This window comes from Streptomyces chengmaiensis (genome assembly GCF_029846775.1).
GTDB classification, from domain to species: Bacteria; Actinomycetota; Actinomycetes; order Streptomycetales; family Streptomycetaceae; genus Streptomyces; species Streptomyces chengmaiensis.
The window spans coordinates 241,937-260,681 of the sequence record NZ_JARWBG010000002.1; the positions used below are offsets into that span (position 1 = coordinate 241,937).

At 70.5% G+C, this 18,745-nt stretch carries 21 protein-coding genes; 10 read left to right on the forward strand and 11 right to left on the reverse strand.

Annotated features, from left to right (window positions below; translation table 11 throughout):
• Positions 1 to 9 precede the first annotated feature (9 nt).
• Positions 10 to 1,002, reverse strand: coding sequence for an NAD-dependent epimerase/dehydratase family protein (locus QCN29_RS02935; protein ID WP_279926047.1), 993 nt, complete (start codon positions 1,000 to 1,002; stop codon positions 10 to 12).
• Positions 1,003 to 1,460: 458 nt separating this feature from the next.
• Here QCN29_RS02935 and QCN29_RS02940 point away from each other — a divergent pair, with 458 nt between their 5' ends.
• Positions 1,461 to 2,174, forward strand: coding sequence for a class I SAM-dependent methyltransferase (locus tag QCN29_RS02940; protein WP_279926048.1), 714 nt, complete (start codon positions 1,461 to 1,463; stop codon positions 2,172 to 2,174).
• A gap of 50 nt (positions 2,175 to 2,224) precedes the next feature.
• On the opposite strand, the gene QCN29_RS02945 is transcribed toward QCN29_RS02940, so the two are convergent.
• The 3 genes from QCN29_RS02945 to QCN29_RS02955 all read right to left on the reverse strand — a co-directional run bounded on the left by QCN29_RS02945 (position 2,225) and on the right by QCN29_RS02955 (position 5,875).
• On the reverse strand, positions 2,225 to 3,310 hold the full coding sequence (locus QCN29_RS02945; protein WP_279926049.1) for a glycosyltransferase family 4 protein: 1,086 nt from the start codon (positions 3,308 to 3,310) through the stop codon (positions 2,225 to 2,227).
• A gap of 364 nt (positions 3,311 to 3,674) precedes the next feature.
• Positions 3,675 to 4,808 (reverse strand): MraY family glycosyltransferase, encoded by a 1,134-nt coding sequence (locus QCN29_RS02950; RefSeq protein ID WP_279926050.1) that lies wholly within the window; start codon positions 4,806 to 4,808, stop codon positions 3,675 to 3,677.
• Complete coding sequence (locus QCN29_RS02955; RefSeq protein ID WP_279926051.1) at positions 4,805 to 5,875, reverse strand: NAD-dependent epimerase/dehydratase family protein; 1,071 nt, start codon at positions 5,873 to 5,875, stop codon at positions 4,805 to 4,807. Before QCN29_RS02955 ends, QCN29_RS02950 begins: the two co-directional genes overlap by 4 nt.
• Positions 5,876 to 6,125: 250 nt before the next feature.
• Here QCN29_RS02955 and QCN29_RS02960 point away from each other — a divergent pair, with 250 nt between their 5' ends.
• A complete protein-coding gene (locus QCN29_RS02960) occupies positions 6,126 to 7,409 on the forward strand; it encodes a nucleotide sugar dehydrogenase (protein WP_279926052.1) in 1,284 nt (427 codons plus the stop codon).
• A 75-nt stretch (positions 7,410 to 7,484) separates the two neighbouring features.
• Here the strand turns inward: QCN29_RS02960 and QCN29_RS02965 are convergent, their stop codons facing one another.
• Genes QCN29_RS02965 through QCN29_RS02975 form a run of 3 tightly spaced genes read right to left on the reverse strand, consistent with a single transcriptional unit; the run spans position 7,485 to position 8,686 of the window.
• The gene (locus tag QCN29_RS02965; RefSeq protein ID WP_279926053.1) at positions 7,485 to 8,162 is read right to left on the reverse strand and encodes a class I SAM-dependent methyltransferase; all 678 of its coding nucleotides are present in this window, start codon (positions 8,160 to 8,162) and stop codon (positions 7,485 to 7,487) included.
• Between the two features lie 6 nt (positions 8,163 to 8,168).
• A complete protein-coding gene (locus QCN29_RS02970; RefSeq protein WP_279926054.1) occupies positions 8,169 to 8,348 on the reverse strand; it encodes a hypothetical protein in 180 nt (59 codons plus the stop codon).
• A complete protein-coding gene (locus QCN29_RS02975) occupies positions 8,348 to 8,686 on the reverse strand; it encodes an ArsR/SmtB family transcription factor (RefSeq protein WP_240134370.1) in 339 nt (112 codons plus the stop codon). The genes QCN29_RS02970 and QCN29_RS02975 overlap by 1 nt, the downstream gene beginning before the upstream one ends.
• A 303-nt stretch (positions 8,687 to 8,989) precedes the next feature.
• On the opposite strand from QCN29_RS02975, the gene QCN29_RS02980 reads away from it, so the two are divergent.
• The 5 genes from QCN29_RS02980 to QCN29_RS03000 all read left to right on the forward strand — a co-directional run bounded on the left by QCN29_RS02980 (position 8,990) and on the right by QCN29_RS03000 (position 12,506).
• Entirely contained in the window at positions 8,990 to 9,208 is a 219-nt protein-coding gene (locus QCN29_RS02980) for a hypothetical protein (RefSeq protein WP_279926056.1), read from the forward strand.
• Between the two features lie 7 nt (positions 9,209 to 9,215).
• Positions 9,216 to 10,559, forward strand: coding sequence for a Na+/H+ antiporter NhaA (gene nhaA / locus QCN29_RS02985; protein WP_279926059.1), 1,344 nt, complete (start codon positions 9,216 to 9,218; stop codon positions 10,557 to 10,559).
• 137 nt (positions 10,560 to 10,696) lie between these two features.
• Entirely contained in the window at positions 10,697 to 10,918 is a 222-nt protein-coding gene (locus tag QCN29_RS02990) for a hypothetical protein (RefSeq protein ID WP_279926060.1), read from the forward strand.
• Positions 10,919 to 10,986: 68 nt separating this feature from the next.
• Positions 10,987 to 11,985 (forward strand): sporulation protein, encoded by a 999-nt coding sequence (locus QCN29_RS02995; protein ID WP_279926061.1) that lies wholly within the window; start codon positions 10,987 to 10,989, stop codon positions 11,983 to 11,985.
• A gap of 65 nt (positions 11,986 to 12,050) precedes the next feature.
• The gene (locus QCN29_RS03000) at positions 12,051 to 12,506 is read left to right on the forward strand and encodes a tellurite resistance TerB family protein (RefSeq protein ID WP_240134375.1); all 456 of its coding nucleotides are present in this window, start codon (positions 12,051 to 12,053) and stop codon (positions 12,504 to 12,506) included.
• A gap of 123 nt (positions 12,507 to 12,629) precedes the next feature.
• Here QCN29_RS03000 and QCN29_RS03005 read toward each other — a convergent pair whose 3' ends face one another.
• From QCN29_RS03005 to QCN29_RS03020, 4 genes are all read right to left on the reverse strand, one after another.
• The gene (locus QCN29_RS03005; protein ID WP_279926062.1) at positions 12,630 to 13,601 is read right to left on the reverse strand and encodes a M56 family metallopeptidase; all 972 of its coding nucleotides are present in this window, start codon (positions 13,599 to 13,601) and stop codon (positions 12,630 to 12,632) included.
• Positions 13,602 to 13,606: 5 nt separating this feature from the next.
• On the reverse strand, positions 13,607 to 14,041 hold the full coding sequence (locus tag QCN29_RS03010) for a BlaI/MecI/CopY family transcriptional regulator (RefSeq protein WP_240134377.1): 435 nt from the start codon (positions 14,039 to 14,041) through the stop codon (positions 13,607 to 13,609).
• Between the two features lie 154 nt (positions 14,042 to 14,195).
• Entirely contained in the window at positions 14,196 to 14,711 is a 516-nt protein-coding gene (locus QCN29_RS03015; protein WP_240134378.1) for a potassium channel family protein, read from the reverse strand.
• A gap of 34 nt (positions 14,712 to 14,745) precedes the next feature.
• Positions 14,746 to 15,972: an amidohydrolase gene (locus QCN29_RS03020; RefSeq protein WP_279926063.1), complete on the reverse strand. Its 1,227-nt coding sequence runs from the start codon at positions 15,970 to 15,972 to the stop codon at positions 14,746 to 14,748.
• Positions 15,973 to 16,145: 173 nt separating this feature from the next.
• On the opposite strand from QCN29_RS03020, the gene QCN29_RS03025 reads away from it, so the two are divergent.
• The 3 genes from QCN29_RS03025 to QCN29_RS03035 are packed head-to-tail and all read left to right on the forward strand — an operon-like array spanning position 16,146 to position 18,656.
• Positions 16,146 to 16,631 (forward strand): TrkA C-terminal domain-containing protein, encoded by a 486-nt coding sequence (locus QCN29_RS03025; RefSeq protein WP_240134380.1) that lies wholly within the window; start codon positions 16,146 to 16,148, stop codon positions 16,629 to 16,631.
• Positions 16,632 to 16,635: 4 nt separating this feature from the next.
• Complete coding sequence (locus tag QCN29_RS03030) at positions 16,636 to 17,937, forward strand: cation:proton antiporter (protein WP_279926064.1); 1,302 nt, start codon at positions 16,636 to 16,638, stop codon at positions 17,935 to 17,937.
• Complete coding sequence (locus QCN29_RS03035) at positions 17,934 to 18,656, forward strand: 4'-phosphopantetheinyl transferase family protein (RefSeq protein ID WP_279926066.1); 723 nt, start codon at positions 17,934 to 17,936, stop codon at positions 18,654 to 18,656. The genes QCN29_RS03030 and QCN29_RS03035 overlap by 4 nt, the downstream gene beginning before the upstream one ends.
• Positions 18,657 to 18,745 lie beyond the last annotated feature (89 nt).

Consider the following 18,745-nt stretch of genomic DNA (forward strand, 5'->3'; position numbering starts at 1 on the left):
TTCTCGCCGCTACGCGGTCACGGCCGCCGGGCAGTCGGTGGTCGGGGTACGGGCGGAGAGCCACTTCCACTGGTGCACGATGCCTTCGGTCAGTGTGACCGAGGGCCGGTAGCCGAGCAGCGTCTGGGCCTTCGTCAGATCGGCCTCGGTAACCTGCACATCGCCCGGCTGGTACGCGTCATCGCGCACCGGGACCTCCGCCCCAGCGATCTCAGCGACCCGGCGCAGCACATCAAGCACCGAGACGCTGTCGCCGCCACCGACGTTGACCGCCTCCGCAGTCGCCTCCGCGGTCGCCGCGGCGACGGTGGCCGCGACGGCGTCCGCGACGAAGGTGAAGTCCCTGCGCTGGTGGCCGTCCCCGTACAGGTGCAGCGGCTCTCCAGTCAGCACCGCGCGCAGCATGCGCCCGATGGCCATGTCCGGCCGCTGCCGCGGACCGTACACCGTGAAGTAGCGCATTGCGACCACGCTGATGGGGCTGTCCGGTGCAAGTGCGTAGGCGAGGGCCAGACGTTCGGCGGCGAGCTTGGTGACCCCGTACGGCGACCGGGGAGCGGTGACGCCGTCCTCGCGCAGCGGCCCCGTGCAGTCGCCGTACACGCTGGAGGAGGAGGCGAGAACCAGGCGCTCCACGCCGAGGGAGACACAAGTGTTCAGCAACCGCTGTGTCGCCAGCACGTTGCACTCAAGATACTCACCGAAGGTGTCCCCCCACGACGGCCGGACGCCCGGCACGGCGGCGAGATGGAAGACGGTGTCGGCACCGTTCACCCAGGGCTTCAAGTCATCCGTGACCAAGTCTCCTTGCACCAGCCGGAATCCTGGATGCCCCAGTACACCGCCGAGGTTTTGCGCCGCCATGGCGTTGTCGCCGGGCGAACGCCGGTCGTAGCCGAGCACGGTGACGCCTTGTTGCAGCAGGGACTCCACGAGGTGTGAGCCGATGAAGCCCGCTGCTCCCGTCACGACGGCGCGTTCCACGCGTCGAGCTGTACCCATGGAGGACTTCCTTTCGTCGCATGCCCCTGCCGCACGGCGCGGGTCACGGGACAGCACCAGTGAGCAATCAGCTAATTTTTAGCCTTTACATGCTGTTTGCCTGTTTTGGACACGCGAGGGAGGTCCTAATGGCGGCGACGCCCGCCAGATAGCCGGGATTCGGCCCATTTCGGGCGGACGGGTGATGGCCGTCGCGCCCCTCCCCGTCAGACCTCACTGCTGAGCCGCGCCTCCCCCAACTGCCGGCATCGACGGTGCACGGCGAGAACGTCGGGCCCCGCGGAGGGCGATTCCGGGGTCGGCACGAGCCGGTTGCGGGCCGGGGCGTAGAGCACCACGTCGTATCCGCGGCCCTCAAACAAGTTCGCCGCGGGGGCGTGTGGGAGGTAATCCAGGGTCACACGCCGGGCGCGACCGGCATGCACGGTGGAATCAAGTGTCCGTTGTAGATTCTGGACATGGAATCGACAGGAGAGCGGCTTCACATCACTGACAGCAGGGCGAATGCCGCCGCTCAACTCTGGGACCACGGCAGGGCGGCCCAAAACGTCCACCAACAGACGCTACGTCCGTTCATCAAGCAATTCGCAGCAGGGGCGGATGTACTCGAGGCTGGCTGCGATAGCGGCCCGTTGCTAGCATATGCGGTGCGCGCTGGAGCGCGTTCCGTGCTCGGCGTTGATGTACAGCCAGACAGGGTCAGAGAGGCTCAGCGACTGTTTTCCACAGTCCAGGTTCCCAGCCGGTTCATTGAGGCTGATCTCCAATGTCGATGGCCCCTGGAGTCGGCCAGCGTCGACGTCGTTATCTGTAGCGAGGTTATCGAACATCTGCTGCCGCACAAGCACGCCGAATTCATCGGCGAGGCCGCGCGTGTACTGCGGCCTGGCGGGCGCCTACTACTGACGACGCCCAATATCGAACGCTGGTTCGCGCGTAGCCCAGTTCTGCGGGGCGATTGGGACCCGAATCACCATTGGAGCGAACTGTCGCGCGATCAACTGCTCGGCGTCCTGGGGTTGAGCGGGTTCGACGCCGTCGTCACATACTATCGATATCCAAAGGTGTATCGCTGGGTAGGGAAGTTCCAGCAGCTGGCCAAACTAGTGGAACGGTTTCCGCCGCGGCGTCACCTCGCGATGAACCTTCTCGCTGTCGCGACAAAACGGTAACGCTCCGCGCACCATGCCATGAATTGTCATCGGCAATCCTCTGCTCCTGTTCAGCGCGAATCAGGTGGGGAATGCCGCTGCCGCAACTGCACGCGGTACCAGTTCTCGACACGCTCTGCGACCCGTGACCAGTCCAGTGCCGCGGCGGCGCCCGCCCCGAGGGCGCTCATCTTCCGACGGCCCGGTTCGTCGTCCAGTACAGCGCCCAATACACGCACGAGATCGGCTTTCGACCCGGACTGGAACATCCTCCAGGCTTCGCGATCGGTGACCACAGGATCGAGCGAGGCGTCCGACGACACCACAACTGGGGCGCCCAGGGCGAGTGCCTCCAGCGCTGCCGTCGGTACGCCTTCGCCCTTGTCCGGAAGCCGACGCGAGGCGAGTACAAAAGCCTCCGCCCTCCGCACCAGCGCGTAGACTCCCGCCCGGGAAAGCGGACCGGCCAGCTCCACTCCCCGCCGGGCGGCAGCCATCCCGGCAAGCCGGTCCCGCTCCGGGCCGTCCCCGGCGATGACCAGGCGCAACCACGGCCGACTACGGGCCAGTTCATCGAACGCCTCGATGAGCAGACCGTGGTTCTTCATCGGATTCAGCGCGCCGACACTCACGATCAGGCCGCGCTCGCGGGGCACGGCCTCGGCCGGAGACGGCATGTCGGACAGTTCCAGGCCACTCGACATGGTGAGGACACGTCGTTCGTCCACGCCGCGTGCGACGAGGTCCGCGGCCGTGGCCGATCCGAGGGCGACGAACGCCCTCACGTCCTTGAAGGCGCGCCGAGCCAGGCGGCGATGACGTTGGGTCAGGGACGCGTGGACGGTCAGGAACAGCGGGACGCGGAGGTGTCGGCACACGGGGCCGAGCACAAGGGCCTCGACATGATCACCGTGCAGATGCACCAGATCCACCCCAGTAGAACGCGGATCGTTGCAGAGGCGCCGGATGGCGGCAGCGGCTTCCGCCGCGAACGCCAGCCGGTCCGACGCGTGCGCCAGCGCCCGCGGCAGGGCCCCGCCGCGCAACGGCAGTCGCGTGGCCCCCTGCGGGACCACCGATCCGTGGCGGAACGCCATGGTCACCCGGTGCCCGTGAGTGACCTGCTCGCGCGTCAGGCATTCGACGTGGCGTTCCATTCCACCTGGCATGGGCGGAACCCGGTAGCTCACCCGGACGATGCGCATCACAGTATCGCTCCACCCTGCGGCCGACTCGAATGCTCGAACCACCGGCTCACCCCTCGTAGACCGCCCGGAGCGGCCCATTGACCGGACCTCAACGAAGCATCGCCTCCCGCCCCGCTCCCCACCTGCCCACCCCGCCGAGGGTCACTGAATAGGACCAGTGGAAGCATGCGGTTCGACCCCCGGAGTGGGCGTGGCTGCCGACTCTCGCGCTGCCGCGTGGACCGGAGACGTGCGGGCCGCCAAGCAGCCGGCGACAGATGCAGGCCGACACCCGACGCTGTCGGACGAGCGGGTCCCGCCGCGCCAGTACGCATCAGCCGGCCGCGCCTGACTTGCGCAGATGGCTGGCTCCCTTCCGCAGGTCCGCAGCCTCTCCGGCTGTCTGACGGGCCAGTTGCCGTCCCACGGAGAGCCCTGGTCCGGGTACCGCGGACGGCGCCCCGCCGGGAAGGGACGGAATCCTCAGCAACATCGCCACCGTGGCGAGGCCGACCGCGGCGGCTGCGAGGAGCACGCCACCCGACGGCAGGACGCCCCGTGCCAGCAGTGCTCCGGACACTGCGCCCAGGGCCGCGAACATGCCGATGATCACGGTGGTCTGCCGTACCGTCAGTCCCATGCGGCGCAGCCGGTGGGACGCATGGTCCAGTCCCCCCTGCAGCAGCGGCCTCGCCTCCCGGTAGCGGGAGAACATGACGAGTGCGGTGTCCACGGTCACGACCAGTGTCGTGGCCAGCAGCCCGGCCGGCACGGCGAGCCCGGCAGCGTCCTTGTGGAGCACCACCGACGCGGACGCCAGGGTGAAGCCGATGAAGAGGGACCCGGAGTCGCCGAGGAAGATCCGCGCGGGATGCCAGTTGTGGAGGAGGAAACCCAGACTGGCGCCGGAGAGAGCCACGAGGACCACTCCCAGCCCGGCCTGCCCGCTCGACCACGCCTGCCAGCACAGGATCCCGCCGATGACGGCGCACACCGACGAGGCCGCTCCGTCCATGTTGTCCAGCAGGTTGAACGCGTTGGTGATGAAGACGATCCACATGACGGCGATAGCGGCGTCGAGCCAGCCGCCGAAGACCGTCGGATGTCCCCCGACCAGTACCACGGCCGAGGCGGCCGTCGCCTCCACGCCCAGCCGCGGTGCCGGGCCCAGCGGACGCAGGTCGTCGATGAGCCCCAGCACCGCAATGATCGCGGCACCCCCGAGCAGTACCGCGAGTCCCGGGTTCCCGAAACCTCCGGCGACCGCCGTGACGGCTCCCGCGACGAGCGTGACGACCGCAACCGCGATCCCACCGAGGTACGGGGTCGGCCGGGCATGGCCCTTGCGGCCGTCGGGTCGGTCGGTGACGTCGTGACGCAGGGCGAAACGCCGCAGCAGTTCCGTCACCAGCGCAGCGAGCGACAGGGCCGCGCAGCCGACCGCCACGGTCGTCGGGAAGGGACTCACTGGCCCGCCAGGGCGGTCGTCACGGCGCTCGCCGGGGCCGCGGGAAGACCCTCCGCCCTGCCGCCCGGGAGACTCGTCGACGCCAGGCGGCTCATCTCGTCGCGTGCGTCCGCGATGGCGTCGGTGAGCACGTCGCTGAGGTTGTGTCGGGGCTGCCACCCCGTCAGCGTGCGGAGTTTCGTGGTTTCCGGGACTCTGCGCTGCATGTCCTCGAAGCCCGCTCCGTATGCCTTGGCGTACGGCACGTGTTCGACCGAGGAGACGCTTCCCGCCTGGGCGATGACACGATCGGCGAGTTCACGGACGCTGATCTCTTCGGAGGAGCCGACATTGAACGTCTCGCCCACCGCCCCTGGATTCTCCAGCAGGAGCATCAGGGCCTTGACCGCGTCCGCGACATGCAGAAAACAGCGCCTTTGCCGACCGTCCGCGTGGACGGTGAGAGGCTCTCCGTGCACCGCCTGCCTGGCAAAGCGCGGAATCACCATCCCGTATGCCGGGCTCTGGCGAGGGCCGACGGTGTTGAAGAACCGGACGATCGTCGCGTTCAGGCCCCGCTCGCAGTGATACAGACCGGTGAGGATCTCGTCGACCGCCTTGGCCGTGCTGTAGGACCAGCGGACCACTGAAGGACTTCCCAGGATTCGGTCGGAGGTTTCGTCGAGCGGTCCGGACGAGTTCTTTCCGTAGATCTCCGACGTACTGGCCACCAGTACCCTGAGCGAGTGACGCTGGGCCGACTCCAGCACCGTCTCGGTACCCCTGATATTGGTGATAAACGATTTCAGCGGCTGCTCGACGATGAGTTTGACCCCGACGGCGGCGGCCAGATGGACCACCGCGTCGCACTCGCCCGCCAGCTCATCGACCAGGAGCCCGTCCAGCACGGAGCCGTGGACGAAGCGGAAGCGTGGGTGCTCCTGTGCCCCGGCGAGGTTGGCCATTCGCCCGGTGGCAAGGTTGTCGAGGACCACCACTTCCTTTCCTTCGGCCAACAGCGCCTCCACGAGGTGCGAGCCGATGAAACCGGCTCCGCCGGTGACCAGGTACTTCGAACAAGGATCCATGCGGGCCGCTCCGGTTCGGTGGGTGAGTGTCGGACAGCTCCGACGGAGCTCAGTCGTCGTACCGAGCCCAACATTCACCTATGGGAGAAAAGGCGGAAATTGAAACATCGGCACGCCTGAAGTTACTTCGACGTGGCTGCCTGATACTCGATTGGAGTGACGTCGGGAAGACATGCGGCGGCAACGGGTCCGCCGAGCATCGCGTGTGCCTCAATTGACCGGTAGAACATTAGCCGCCCGGGAGGCCACGGTGACGTTGGCGCACGACGCGCACGAGCAAGAGAAGCTGATTGTCGTCGGTCAGGGGTATGTGGGACTTCCTCTCGCTGTGCGGGCGGTGGCGGCCGGCTTCCGTGTGGTCGGCGTGGACACCGATGAACTGCGCGTGAAGCGCTTGGCCTCAGGCGATTCCTATATCGAGGGTGTCGACGGCGCATGCCTGGCGGCCGCCCTGGACAGCGGCCGCTACGAGCCCACCACCGATTACGACCGGATCGCCGGCTTCGACGTGTGTGTGATCACGGTGCCCACGCCGCTGCGTGACGGGGTGCCCGATCTGAGCTTCGTGGAGAGCGCGGGCCGGAGCATCGCCCCCCACATCACGGTCGGCGCCACCGTCGTCCTGGAGTCCACCACGTACCCGGGAACCACCGAGTGCCTGCTGCGTCCACTGCTGGAGGAGGGCAGTGCGCTCAAGGCGAGCGTGGACTTCCACCTCGGATACAGCCCAGAGCGCATCGACCCCGGCAACCCGGACTGGCGCCTTGAGAACACGCCGAAGGTGACCTCGGGCATCGACTCCACCTCACTGCGCAGCGTCGAGCGGTTCTACTCACGCATCGTGGAGCAGACGGTTCCGGTCAGCTCCTGCCGCACCGCCGAGCTGACGAAGTTGCTGGAGAACACCTTCCGGCACGTCAACATCGCGATGGTCAACGAGATGGCGATGATCTCACGGCAGCTGGGAGCGGACATCTGGGAGGCCGTCGAGGCCGCGGGCACCAAACCGTTCGGCTTCATGCCCTTCACCCCGGGGCCCGGTGTGGGCGGGCACTGCCTGCCGGTCGACCCCTCGTATCTGTCGTGGCAGGTCAAGAGGCTGCTGCGGCAGGACGTCCGGTTCATCTCCCTGGCGAACGAGATGAACGACCAGATGCCTGCCTATGTCACCTCGCGGATCACTCGCGGGCTGAACGAGCGGGCCAAGTCGGTCAAGGGATCCCGGGTTCTGCAACTGGGTCTGGCCTACAAGAAGAACACCGGGGACATCCGCGAGTCGCCGGCCGTCATGCTCGCCCAGGCGCTGTGCGCGCTGGGCGCCCATGTCGTCGCGGTGGAACCTCACACCGACTCGCATCTGCTGCCCCCGGACATCATGTGCGTGGAGCTCACCGAAGAGGAGATCCGGGCGGCGGACGTGGTCGTCGTGGCCACCGACCACGACGTCTTCGACTACTCGCTCGTCGAACGGACGGCGTCATACGTCCTCGACACCCGGAACCGCTGCCGGGGCCAGCAGGTCGAGGTCCTGTGAGCGCCGGGTTAACGGCAGGAGCCCTCTGGCGTTGTCGGGTGTCTGACACCCGGATGGGGAGATACGGCTCTGGTGCTACTTCGCCGGCTGGACGGCCGCCGGCAGGGTCTGGGTGATGCGCCACAGGCGGCGGGGCAGGTCACCCTCTTCGAAGGGGTGGATCTCGGTGAGGCGCCAGCCCTCGGCGAGGGAGTCGACCAGGGAGCGCTCGAAGAAGTGAACGGCGAAGCCGGCGTGTTCGAAGATGTTGTCGCCGTGGGGGGTGCCGGTGTTGAAGTGGGCGTCGCCGGTGTGGCGGACGGTGTAGACGAAGATGCCGCCGGGGCGCAGGACTCGGCGGATCTCAGCGGTGAGGGCGTGGATCTCCTCGGTGGAGAGGGCCATGCACAGCAGCATGTGGGCGAAGACCGCGTCCGCCGAGGCGTCGGGGAGCGGCAGCGGGTCGCGCACGTCGTGGACCAGGGTGGTCACCGTGTCGGCGAGGCCGAGGGAGGCGGCGGCGGACGTCAGTTGGTCGAGGCCGACGGGGCTGAAGTCGGCGGCGCGGACGGTGAAGCCCTCGCGGGCGAAGAACAGGGTGTCGCGGCCGTGGCCCGCGCCCAGTTCCAGGACGTCCCGGGCGCCTGCCGTGTGGAAGACGCCTGCGGCGTAGCGTGCCGGCTCCGAGGGTTCGCCGCCGTACATGCCGGGGTGCTCGGTGTAGGTCTGCTGCCAGTGGGCCTGCTGGTCCGCGCCCAGTTCCCCGTCGTGCATCGCCGTTCACGCCTTTCCGTGCTCAATGGTCAGCAGCCGTCGCATCCGGCTGCGGGAACCGCGCAGCAGCCTCGATGCGCCGGGCGTCGCGGCCATCCAGGCGACGGCGGTCGGAAGCCGTATGCGGCGGGTTCGGCGCGTCCCGGCGGCCGAGGCCGGGCCCCTGGGGTGGAGTGTGGAGACCATCAGCAGCAGTCCTTGTCCGCGGCATCCGTGCAGGTCGTGCGGTCGGTTTCGACGGCGACCACGGCGGTGCGCAGATCGTCGAGGGCGTGGCCGAGGCGTTCGTCGGCCAGCTCGTAGCGGGCCCGGCGGCCGACGGGGACGGCGACGACCAGCCCGCAGTCACGCAGACAGGCCAGGTGGTTGGAGAGCCGGGTCCGGGATATCCCCAGCCGGTCAGCCAGGTCGGACGGATGGGCGGGCGCCTCGCGCAGTGCGAGCAGCAGACGGCAGCGGATCGGGTCGGCGAGCGCGCGGCCGAAACGGGCCAGCACCTCGATGTCAGGGGTGATGGTCAGCATTCACTGATCATATATGAAATCCTGAATTCAGAAGATTCTGTACTCATTCTCCGCGGGTGGGAAGCGGCTGGCACAGCGCGGTGTGGGGCGGCTTGGTCCGGGACGGGCCGAGGCCGCAGGGCCCCGGCCCCTGAGGTGGCTTTCGAGCCCAGACGGGCGACAGTCGGCGGACGAGGGCTGGATCGGGCGGGCCTGCGCGGGTACGGTCCAGATCCAGGCACACCGGACGCCACCAGCGCCACTCACGGCACACGGAGCCGGGAGCAGCACGTCGACGGGCGCCCACTCGTCGGGGAGGCCGCCATGCGTGCACACGATCTCGCACAGCCGTACGACGGCGGGGGCAACGGGGCCGGACCGGCGGGCCGGCGCCCGCGGCGGCCCGCGACGCGCCCGCTGCGCGACGCCCGCCTGTCGCCCGGCGGGCCGTCCCGGTCGGGCGCTCCACCCGCGGGTACGCTCATCGACGTCACCGCCGGTCAGCTGCGGGAACGGCTCCCCGGCGCCGTACCGGTCATGTGAGGCGGCGATGAGCCGGGCGAACGGTTCGAGGGGGCTCTTCCTCCGTCGGCCCGAGCGGGCGGAGCGGATGCTCCTCGCCGACGCCCTGCGCACCGAGACGTTCGGCGGCATGCTGCTGCTGGCGGCCGCGGCGGCCGCGCTGATCTGGGCCAACTCACCGGTCAGCGCCGCGTACGAGACCGTGCGCGACACCCACTTCGGGATACCGGCCCTGGGGCTCGATCTGTCGGTCGCGCACTGGGCCTCGGACGGTCTGCTCACGATCTTCTTCTTCGTCGCGGGCGCAGAGCTGAAGCGGGAACTGGTGACCGGCGATCTCAGCCGGCCGGCCACGGCGGTGCTGCCGGTCGTGGCCGCAGTGTGCGGGATGGCGGTCCCGGCCCTGGTGTACGGGCTGGTCGCCGTGCCGACGGGTGGCACATGGACCGGCTGGGCCGTGCCGATGGCGACCGACATCGCCTTCGCCCTGGGCGTGCTGGCGGTGATCGACACCCATCTGCCCTCGGCGCTGCGCGCCTTCCTCCTCACGCTCGCCGTGGTCGACGATCTGGGCGCGATCGTCATCATCGCCCTGTTCTTCACCGCGAGCATCGACTTCGCGGCGCTCGCGGGGGCCGCGGCCGGGCTCGCGCTCTTCTACTGGCTGCACCACCGCAGGAGGGTCCACGGCTGGTACTGGTATCTGCCGCTGGCGCTCGTCACCTGGGCGCTGATGTACACCAGCGGAGTCCATGCCACCGTGGCGGGCGTCGCGATGGGGCTGATGCTCCGGGTGAGCACCCGGGACTCCTCCGCCGGCGACGGGGAACCGGAGCGAGGTACGGCCGAACACATCGAGCACCTCGTACGGCCGGTCTCCGCGGGACTGGCGGTTCCGGTGTTCGCGCTGTTCTCGGCAGGGGTGCCGATCTCCGGAGAGAGCCTGTGGCAGGTCGTCAGCAGCCCGGAACCGCTGGGCGTGCTGATCGGCCTCGCCGCCGGCAAGACGCTCGGCATCTTCATCGGCGCGTATCTGGCGGTGCGGTTCAGCCGCGCCCGCCTCAACCCGGATCTGGAGTGGGAGGACGTCTTCGCCATCTCCGTACTGGGCGGCATCGGTTTCACCGTCTCCCTGCTCATCGCCGAACTGGCGTATCCGGGCCCCGGAGAGGTCGATCCGATCAAGTCCGCCGTCCTGCTGGGCTCGGTCGCCGCCGCAGTCGTCGCAAGCGTGCTGCTGAAGCTCCGCAACGCCAAGTACCGGCGGCTGTACGTGGAGGAGACGGACGCGGCCGACCAGGGGGGCGGGGAGCAGGGGGAAGGGAAGCAGAGGGAAGAGGACGAGGACGCCGGAGAGGGAGAAGTGCGGTAGCCGGTGGGAGAGCTGCCGTCAAGAGGTGCACTCCGGCCGCGGGGCTGTCCTGTTCCGAGCGGCCGGCGGGCTGCCGCGCCCCTATCCTTCTACACGCCTGTAGATATGCAGGGGCAATGACTCGGGAGGGGATTCTCATGGCTTCGATCGACCTGGACAGGGTGTTGGACAAGGCGTGGGCGGACAGGAGCCTGGCGGAGATCATGGAGGCGCCGGCAGCGGCGTTGAAGGGGGTCTCGGAGCGGGACGGGGAACTGCTCGAGGAGGCCTTCGGGGTCAAGACCGTCGCCGATCTGGCCGAGTTGAAATACGTGCGGTGGGCTCAGGCGCTGGGAGCGCTGGCCGCGGCCGCGAAGTAGCGCCGGGCGGCGCTGTTTCGCCGTACCGCACGGAAGACGTACGCACGACAGGAGGAGTGGACGCCGACATGGTGTTCAAGCGACTGCTCGGCTCGCTCGGTGTGGGCGGGCCCACGGTGGACACGGTTCTCGATCCGGGTGCGGCGCTGCCCGGCGGATCCCTGACCGGACAGGTCCGTCTCAAGGGCGGAGACGCCGACTTCACGATCGAGCAGATCGGCCTGGAACTGGTGGGGAGGGTCGAGGTCGAGCACGAGGAGGGCGAGTCGGAGGGCGGCGTGGCCTTCGAGCGGTTCGCCGTCGGCGGCGGCTTCCGGCTCGCGGCGGGCGCTGACCACAGCGTTCCGTTCCAGCTGACGCTGCCCTGGGAGACACCCGTGACCGAACTGCACGGCCAGCCTCTGGGCGTCGTCCTCGGCGTGCGCACGGAGCTCGCGGTGGCGGGCGCGAAGGACAAGGGCGACCTGGACCCGCTCGCGGTGCGGCCGCTGCCGGTGCAGGAAGCGGTCCTTCAGGCCCTCGGGCAGCTCGGGTTCGGGTTCCGGTCGGCGGACCTCGAGTACGGACGGATCCGCGGGACGTCGCAGCAGCTGCCGTTCTACCAGGAGATCGAGCTGGCTCCGGCTCCGCAGTACGCCCATGCCTTCCAGGAGATCGAGGTGACGTTCCTCGCCTCCCCCGGCGGGGTGGACGTGGTCCTGGAGGCGGACAAGCGCGGCGGCCTCTTCTCGGAGGGGCATGACGCGGTGGTCCTGCACACGGTGGCGCACGACGGCGTGGAGCTGCGCGACTGGAACGCGGAAGTGGACTCCTGGATGCGGCAGCTGGCCGAACGGCACGGGCATTTCGGCGGGCACGGCGGGCACGGCGGCCATCACGCGGCCGGTCACCACTCCGGGCATCACTCCGGGCATGAGCCCGAGCACCGCTCCGGGCACGGGATGGGCGGTGCGGTCGCGGCCGGCGCGGCGGGGCTCGCGGTCGGCGTCGTCGGCGGGATGGCGGCTGCCGAGGCGATCGACGAGATCGGCGACTTCTTCGAGGGCGAGGAGGAGGACGAAGGGTAGGAGACGGCCCCCTGGTAGCTTCTACATCGTTGTAGAAGGAAGTCACCGAGAGGTACGGAGTCCTCATGGCCCTGTGGGATCGCATCAGGGAGTCCGCATCGACGATGCAGACCCAGCTCATGGCGAAGAAGAACGATCTGAAGAGCGGCGCGTTCCGGGACGCCAGCATGGCGATGTGCGCGCTGGTCGCCGCCGCCGACGGCACGGTCGACCCCTCCGAGCGGCAGCGGGTCGCACAGCTCATCGCCACCAACGAGGTGCTGCAGAACTTCGACGCGGACGATCTGAGGCGGCGTTTCGAGGACAATCTGAACAAGCTGACCGCCGACTTCGACTTCGGCAAGGTCAGCGTGATGCAGGAGGTCGCGAAGGCGAGGAAGAAGCCCGCCGAGGCGCGCGCCGTCATCCAGATCGGCATCGTCATCGGCGGCGCGGACGGCGACTTCGACAAGACCGAGCAGGCGGTCGTCAGGGAGGCCTGCTTCACGCTGGAGCTGCCGCCGCACGAGTTCGACCTCTAGGCGCGCTCCACGGGAAGCGCCGCGACCGGCCGTCGTGCGTGTGCCGGCACAGGTCGTGGCCGGTCGCGGCGCTTCCCGCGCCCCGGTTTCCGTACCGGTGCCGTACCCCGGTCCCTTGCGGGCCTACAGCGGAGTGGCCGCCCGCAGCACAAGGAACAGCGTGACGGCGGAGTTCGCCGAGGACAGCGCAGAGACCGCGGCCCCCGCCGCAGCGCCCCACGCCGCCAGCCCGACCGCGGTGCGGACCGGAGGCCAGCTTCCCGCCGCCGGGGCGGGCGCCAGCAGCGCGGCCACCCTGCGGGGCACCGGGCCGGCGACCGCGAAGCCCGCCAGCGCCGAGGCGGAGACGGGGACCGGGGCGGCGTGCGAGATGAGCGCCGCCTTGCCGATCGCGCGCGCCACGGCGCGGCGGCTGCCGACCGCCGCGGCGGCTTCCTCGTCCGCCCAGCGCTCGGCGGTGTACGACACGGCCGTGCGCAGCGGGCGCAGGAACGGGTTGGCCCGCGCGGCGAGCTGGACCGCCAGCAGAAAGCGGTGGTGACGGCCGGTGAGATGGGCCCGCTCATGGGCGAGGAGGGCGCTGCGTTCGGCGCAGTCGAGGCCGGCGAGCATGCCCGCCGTGACCACGATCCGTCCGGCGCGGCGCGCGCGACGGCTGCCCGGCAGGGCGTACGCGTACGGGGTCCGGTCGGGCAGTACGGCGACGCCGCCGCCCGCGGACGCCGACACCCCGCCGCCCGCGAGGGCCTGCGCGGCCCTCCTCCGTACGCGGCCGTGCCGCCAGGTCGCCCGCCCGCAGGACAGCAGTACGGCGAACAGCGCGGGTATGGCCGCCGTGCCCGCGACCTCGTCGTACGGCAGCGCCTCGCGCACCTCGGGGTCCGACCAGCCGTCCGGCAGCGGGTTGCCCGGCAGCTGGGCGGTGCCGACCACCATCAGCAGCGCCAGGCAGAGCGTGCTGCACACCGCGAGGACGGCGGCGACGGCGGACAGCAGCCGGGTGGCGGCGCGCGGATGGAGATGCTGTTCGGCCAGCCGGGCGACGGGCCATGCGGTGAGCGGCAGTATCAGCGGCAGGAAGACGAAAACCCCCATGCCCGTCAGTCTGCCTCTCCGCCGGGCCCGGGGGGCTCGTCGGACGCCTGACGCAGCAGATCTCTGAGGAGTCTTTCGTCTCCCGGGCCGAGGCCGGTGACGAAGCGCGCGAGAACGGCCTCGCGGTCGGCCTCGGCGTCGAGGACCTTCCGCATGCGCAGGGCGGCGAGCCCTGCCTCGTCCGCCACCGGCGTCCAGGCGAACGACCGCCCGGCGCGCTCCCGCTCGACCGCGCCCTTGGCGTGCAACCGGGTGAGGATGGTGACCACGGTCGTGTACGCCAGGCCCTCGCCGAGCCGTTCCCGCACCCAGCCGGCGTTCACCGGCCCGGGTGCCTGACGCAGAGCGGCGAGCACCAGCGACTCGAGCTCTCCCTGCCCGCGCCGCCGGGTCTGCGCGGACGCCTCCCGGCCGCTGCCGCCCGCACGCTCCTGCGCCATGCCGTCTGCCTCCTCTTCCCCAGCCGCTGCGCTCTCCGGCCCCCCGCGGGGGCCGTTCATGGTAAGGCCCCGTGGTTCGGGCGGCTGGACGCCGACGGCGGCGGAGCGGGATGAGAGGCGAACTGACGCCGTGCGCAGCGCCCCGTGCGCGGGTTCAGTCGTCCGGCGGCGGCCTGCCGTGGCGGGCTGCGATGCGGCCGCGGTAGTAGTGCGTGAGTGTGGTCGCCGCGGCGGTGATGAAGATGAGGTTGTAGGCGATGTTCAGCAGGGCGATCAGGCGCGCCGACTGGCTCGCGGGGGAGATGTCGCCATAACCCACCGTGGCCAGGGTGACGATGGTGAAGTAGAGGGCGTCCAGGCGGGTGTCGAGGCCCGGGAGGGCGTCAGGGTCGTCGGCCAGGGAGTAGTAGGTGGTGGAGAAGACCAGGACCGAGAGGAACATCAGGGCCGGGATGGCGATGCCGGGGTGGGTGGCGTCCGTGCGCTCCAGGTAGATGTCGCGGATGTGTTTGATCAGCAGCAGCGCGATCAGGGCGAGGCTCAGGCCGAACAGTGTCCAGCTGAGCGTCGGCCGGCGAGGGCCGAGGCCGTCGAAGGGGAGGGTGAAGTACAGCACGAGCAGCACCGCCGGCGAGGCGGCGATCAGTTGCTCGCGGTTCACCAGGCGCACGGCGGATCCTCCCCTGTGATGACGGGGCTGGCTGTCACGAGGGGGCCAGCCAGGTCAGCGCCGCCGTCGTCAGCGCCTCGACGCCCGTGGTGAGCGTGGGCTCGACGACCGGCGCGAAGCGCGGCGAGTGGTTGGCCGGGATGTCGCGGTCCGTGGCGCCCTCCGCGGCCGCGCTGCGGTACGCCTCCGGGTCCGTGCCGCCGATGAACCAGTAGCAGACCGGCGCGCCGAGGGCCGCGCCCAGCACGCCGCAGTCCTCGCTGCCCGTTGTCGGACCGGGGTCAAAGACGCTCAGCTCGCCGAAGTGGCGGCGGAACGCCCCCTCAGTCCGCTCCATCGCCCGCTCGTCGTTCACCAGTGCGGGAAAGCTGTCCAGCGGTGTGATCAGCGGCTCGCGGTCCGCTCCGGACGCCGCCGCCTCGGCCCGTATGACGCGTTCCACGGCGGCGAGCACCCGCTCGCGCACCGGCGCCGTGAAGGTGCGGATGCTGAGCTTCAGCTCCGCCTCGTCCGGGATCACATTGCCCCGCACGCCCGCGTTGATCGCGCCGACCGTGAGGACCGCCGTGTCCCCGCCCGCGATCTCCCGGGAGACCACCGTCTGCAACCGCATCACGGTCGCGGCCGCCAGCACCACCGGGTCGACCGCCGCCTCGGGGCGCGAACCGTGCGCACCACGCCCGTACAGGGTCACCTTCAGTCCGTCCGCGGCGGCCAGGGCGGGCCCCGGATGGCAGCCGACCGTGCCCGCCGGGAAAGGCCCCACATGCTGTGCGAGCACGATGTCCGGGGTCTCGGTCATCCCCGCGAGCAGACCGTCGTCGATCATCGACTGGGCCCCCGCGCCGACCTCCTCCGCGGGTTGGAAGACGGCCGTGACCCTGCCCGACCAGCCGTCGCGGGCGCCCGCGAGCAGCTCAAGCGCGCCCAGCAGGCACACCACGTGCATGTCGTGGCCGCACGCGTGCATCACGCCCGCCGTCCCGCTGGCGTACGGCAGCCGGGTCCTCTCCTGGACCGGGAGCGCGTCGAGGTCGGCACGCAGCAGGATGTGCGGCCCGTCGCCGTTCGCCAGTTCGCCGACCACCCCCGTGCCGCCGACCCCCGTCGTCACCCGCACCCCGTCCAGCCGCGCCAGCCGCTCCGCGACGAGCGAGGCAGTGCGCGTCTCGGCAAAGGACAGCTCCGGGTGGGCGTGCAGATCCCGGTAGAGGGACGCCAGACCATCCCGCAGGGCGTCGGACACGGCGGGAGTGCGCATGCCGCCATCGTCCGCCCCGCCGTGCCCCTCGTCCTCCGGGGACCGGCGCCGCGTCCGCCGTTAGGGTGAAGGCGTTCTGCCGGGCGGCGCTGCGCACAGCCACACAGCCGCACGGCCGCACGCGGCCACATGGACACGCGGACACGCGGACACACAGAGACTGGGAGACACGGGTGGGAGCGCCGAGACTGAGCCGTACGCCGCTGCCGGGAATCGGCGTACGGTACGACCTGACGACCCGTGAGCACCGTCGGCTCTCCGTGGTCGCGCACCGCGACGGCGGCCGCATCCTCAACGCCTACCACGGCGACGACCCGGACGAGTGCGCGCTGTCCGTGAAGCTGACGTCCGGAGAGGCGGAGGCGCTGATCGATGCGCTGATGCCCTCCCATCACAGCCCGAGCCTGCTGTCGACCACCGACCTGGGACTGGTCGCCGAGCGCGTCGAACTGCCGTCGACCTCGCACTGGAACGGCCGGCTGCTCGGCGAGACCAGGATGCGTACGGAGACGGGGGCGTCGATCGTCGCGGTGCTGCGCCGCGCCACCGCGATCCCCTCCCCCGCGCCGGACTTCCGGCTCTCCGGCGGGGACACCCTGATCGTGATCGGCACCCGCGAAGGCGTGGAGGCGGCCGCGGCGATACTCGGGCGGGAGTGATCCGGTGCACGGTTCCGCTGTCTTCCTGATCGAGTTCGGGGCCATCATCCTGGGACTCGGGCTGCTCGGCCGGCTCGCCGGACGCCTGAAGTTCTCCCCCATCCCTCTCTATCTGCTGGCCGGTCTCGCCTTCGGCGAGGGCGGGCTGCTGCCGCTCGTCGCGAGCGAGGAGTTCGTCGCGATCGGCGCGGAGATCGGCGTCATCCTGCTGCTGCTGATGCTGGGCCTGGAGTACACCGCCAGCGATCTCGTCTCCAACCTCAGGACGCAGTATCCGGCGGGGCTCGTCGACGCGGGACTCAACGCGCTGCCCGGGGCCGCCATGGCCCTGCTGCTCGGCTGGGGCCCGGTCGCGGCCGTCGTGCTCGCCGGGGTCACCTGGATCTCGTCCTCCGGCGTCATCGCCAAGGTGATGGGCGACCTGGGTCGACTCGGCAACCGGGAGACCCCGGTGATCCTGAGCATCCTGGTCCTGGAAGACCTGGCCATGGCCGTCTATCTGCCGATCGTCACCGCACTGCTGGCCGGGGTGAGCCTGGCCGCGGGCAGCGTCACCCTCGCCATCGCGCTGGGCGTCGCGGGGCTCGTGCTGTTCCTGGCCGTCCGCCACGGGCGGCTCATCTCCCGTTTCGTCTCCAGCGACGACCCCGAGAAGCTGCTGCTCGTCGTCCTCGGTCTGACCCTGCTCGTCGCCGGGATCGCCCAGCAGCTCCAGGTCTCCGCGGCCGTCGGCGCGTTCCTGGTCGGCATCGCCCTGTCCGGCGAGGTCGCCGAGGGCGCGCACAATCTCCTCAGCCCGCTGCGCGACCTGTTCGCCGCGGTGTTCTTCGTCTTCTTCGGGCTGCACACCGACCCCGCCAGCATTCCCCCGGTGCTGCTGCCCGCGCTCGCCCTCGCCGTCGTGACCGCCGGCACCAAGATCGCCACGGGCTACTGGGCGGCGCGCCGGGCCGGGATCTCCGCCAAGGGGCGGTGGCGGGCCGGCGGAACGCTCGTCGCACGCGGCGAGTTCTCCATCGTCATCGCGGGGCTCGCCGTCACCGCCGGGATCGAGCCCTCGCTCGGCCCGCTGGCGACGGCGTATGTGCTGATCCTGGTGATCGCCGGACCACTGGCCGCCCGCTACACCGAGCCGGTGGCCACCCGGCTGACGGCTCGGCTCAGGCAGCGCGCAGCAGCCGCATCGCCGGCCACGGCGGCGGCTGACGCACAGGCCGCCGGACAGAGTGGCGGACAGGCCGGCGGCCCGGCAGACGGACAGTCCGACGGACACGGCGAGACCGTGAGCGAGGGAGCACGTCCATGAGCACGTACACACCGGTCGAGCCGGCCCGCCCCCTGCCGGGCGTCGAGCTGGTGTGGTCGGGCCTGGCCGCCGACCACCGCGCGCACGCGCTCGCACACCGGCACGTCCTCGACGCCGAGGAGACCGCCCGGCTGACCGCCTTCGTCCGCGACCGCGACCGCGACACCTACGCCGTCGCCCATGTGGCGCTGCGTGAACTGCTCGGCGAGCGGCTCGGGCTGCCCCCGCGGGAGGTGCCGCTGGCACGCCTCCCCTGCGTCAGCTGCGGCGGTCCGCACGGACGACCCCATGTCCCCGGCGATCCCGTCCACTTCTCGCTCTCCCACGCCCACGACGCAGTGCTGATCGCGATCGCCGAGCAGGCCGTGGGCATCGACGTCGAGGCGCTCCCCGCCCCCGCCACGGCCCTCGACGTGGCCGCGCAGCTGCACTCGGCGGAGCGCACGGAGCTGAGAAGCCTCGGCCGCCTGGACCGGTCCGCGGAGCTGGCGGCCGCGTTCGCGCGCTGCTGGACCCGCAAGGAGGCGCTGCTGAAGGCGAAAGGAGTCGGGCTCAACGAGGAACTGACGCTGACGTATGTGGGCACAGGGCCCCGGCCCGCCCCGCAGAACGGCTGGCTGCTGGCCGACCTGCCCGCGCCGACGGGCTGCGCGGCGGCCGTCGCCGTCGCCGCTCCGGATCAGGCGCCGCACGGTGCGACCGGCATTAAGCACCCGTAAAGATTGCCGGAGTCCGGCAATGCGTACGACCGCCCCTCACTGTCACCATGGAAGGGCGACGGGGAAACGGAACCCCTCGATGCAGTAAT

Coding starts and splice junctions, on each gene's coding strand:
- QCN29_RS02990 (WP_279926060.1), top strand. CDS start 10,697: ATGGCTTCGATCGACCTGGACAGGGTGTTGGACAAGGCGTGGGCGGAC.
- QCN29_RS02935 (WP_279926047.1), bottom strand. CDS start 1,002: ATGGGTACAGCTCGACGCGTGGAACGCGCCGTCGTGACGGGAGCAGCG.
- QCN29_RS02975 (WP_240134370.1), bottom strand. CDS start 8,686: ATGCTGACCATCACCCCTGACATCGAGGTGCTGGCCCGTTTCGGCCGC.
- QCN29_RS02955 (WP_279926051.1), bottom strand. CDS start 5,875: ATGGATCCTTGTTCGAAGTACCTGGTCACCGGCGGAGCCGGTTTCATC.
- QCN29_RS03010 (WP_240134377.1), bottom strand. CDS start 14,041: ATGGCGCAGGAGCGTGCGGGCGGCAGCGGCCGGGAGGCGTCCGCGCAG.
- QCN29_RS03020 (WP_279926063.1), bottom strand. CDS start 15,972: ATGCGCACTCCCGCCGTGTCCGACGCCCTGCGGGATGGTCTGGCGTCC.
- nhaA (WP_279926059.1), top strand. CDS start 9,216: ATGAGCCGGGCGAACGGTTCGAGGGGGCTCTTCCTCCGTCGGCCCGAG.
- QCN29_RS02995 (WP_279926061.1), top strand. CDS start 10,987: ATGGTGTTCAAGCGACTGCTCGGCTCGCTCGGTGTGGGCGGGCCCACG.
- QCN29_RS02980 (WP_279926056.1), top strand. CDS start 8,990: ATGCGTGCACACGATCTCGCACAGCCGTACGACGGCGGGGGCAACGGG.
- QCN29_RS03000 (WP_240134375.1), top strand. CDS start 12,051: ATGGCCCTGTGGGATCGCATCAGGGAGTCCGCATCGACGATGCAGACC.
- QCN29_RS03035 (WP_279926066.1), top strand. CDS start 17,934: ATGAGCACGTACACACCGGTCGAGCCGGCCCGCCCCCTGCCGGGCGTC.
- QCN29_RS03005 (WP_279926062.1), bottom strand. CDS start 13,601: ATGGGGGTTTTCGTCTTCCTGCCGCTGATACTGCCGCTCACCGCATGG.
- QCN29_RS02970 (WP_279926054.1), bottom strand. CDS start 8,348: ATGGTCTCCACACTCCACCCCAGGGGCCCGGCCTCGGCCGCCGGGACG.
- QCN29_RS02940 (WP_279926048.1), top strand. CDS start 1,461: ATGGAATCGACAGGAGAGCGGCTTCACATCACTGACAGCAGGGCGAAT.
- QCN29_RS02965 (WP_279926053.1), bottom strand. CDS start 8,162: ATGCACGACGGGGAACTGGGCGCGGACCAGCAGGCCCACTGGCAGCAG.
- QCN29_RS02945 (WP_279926049.1), bottom strand. CDS start 3,310: ATGGAACGCCACGTCGAATGCCTGACGCGCGAGCAGGTCACTCACGGG.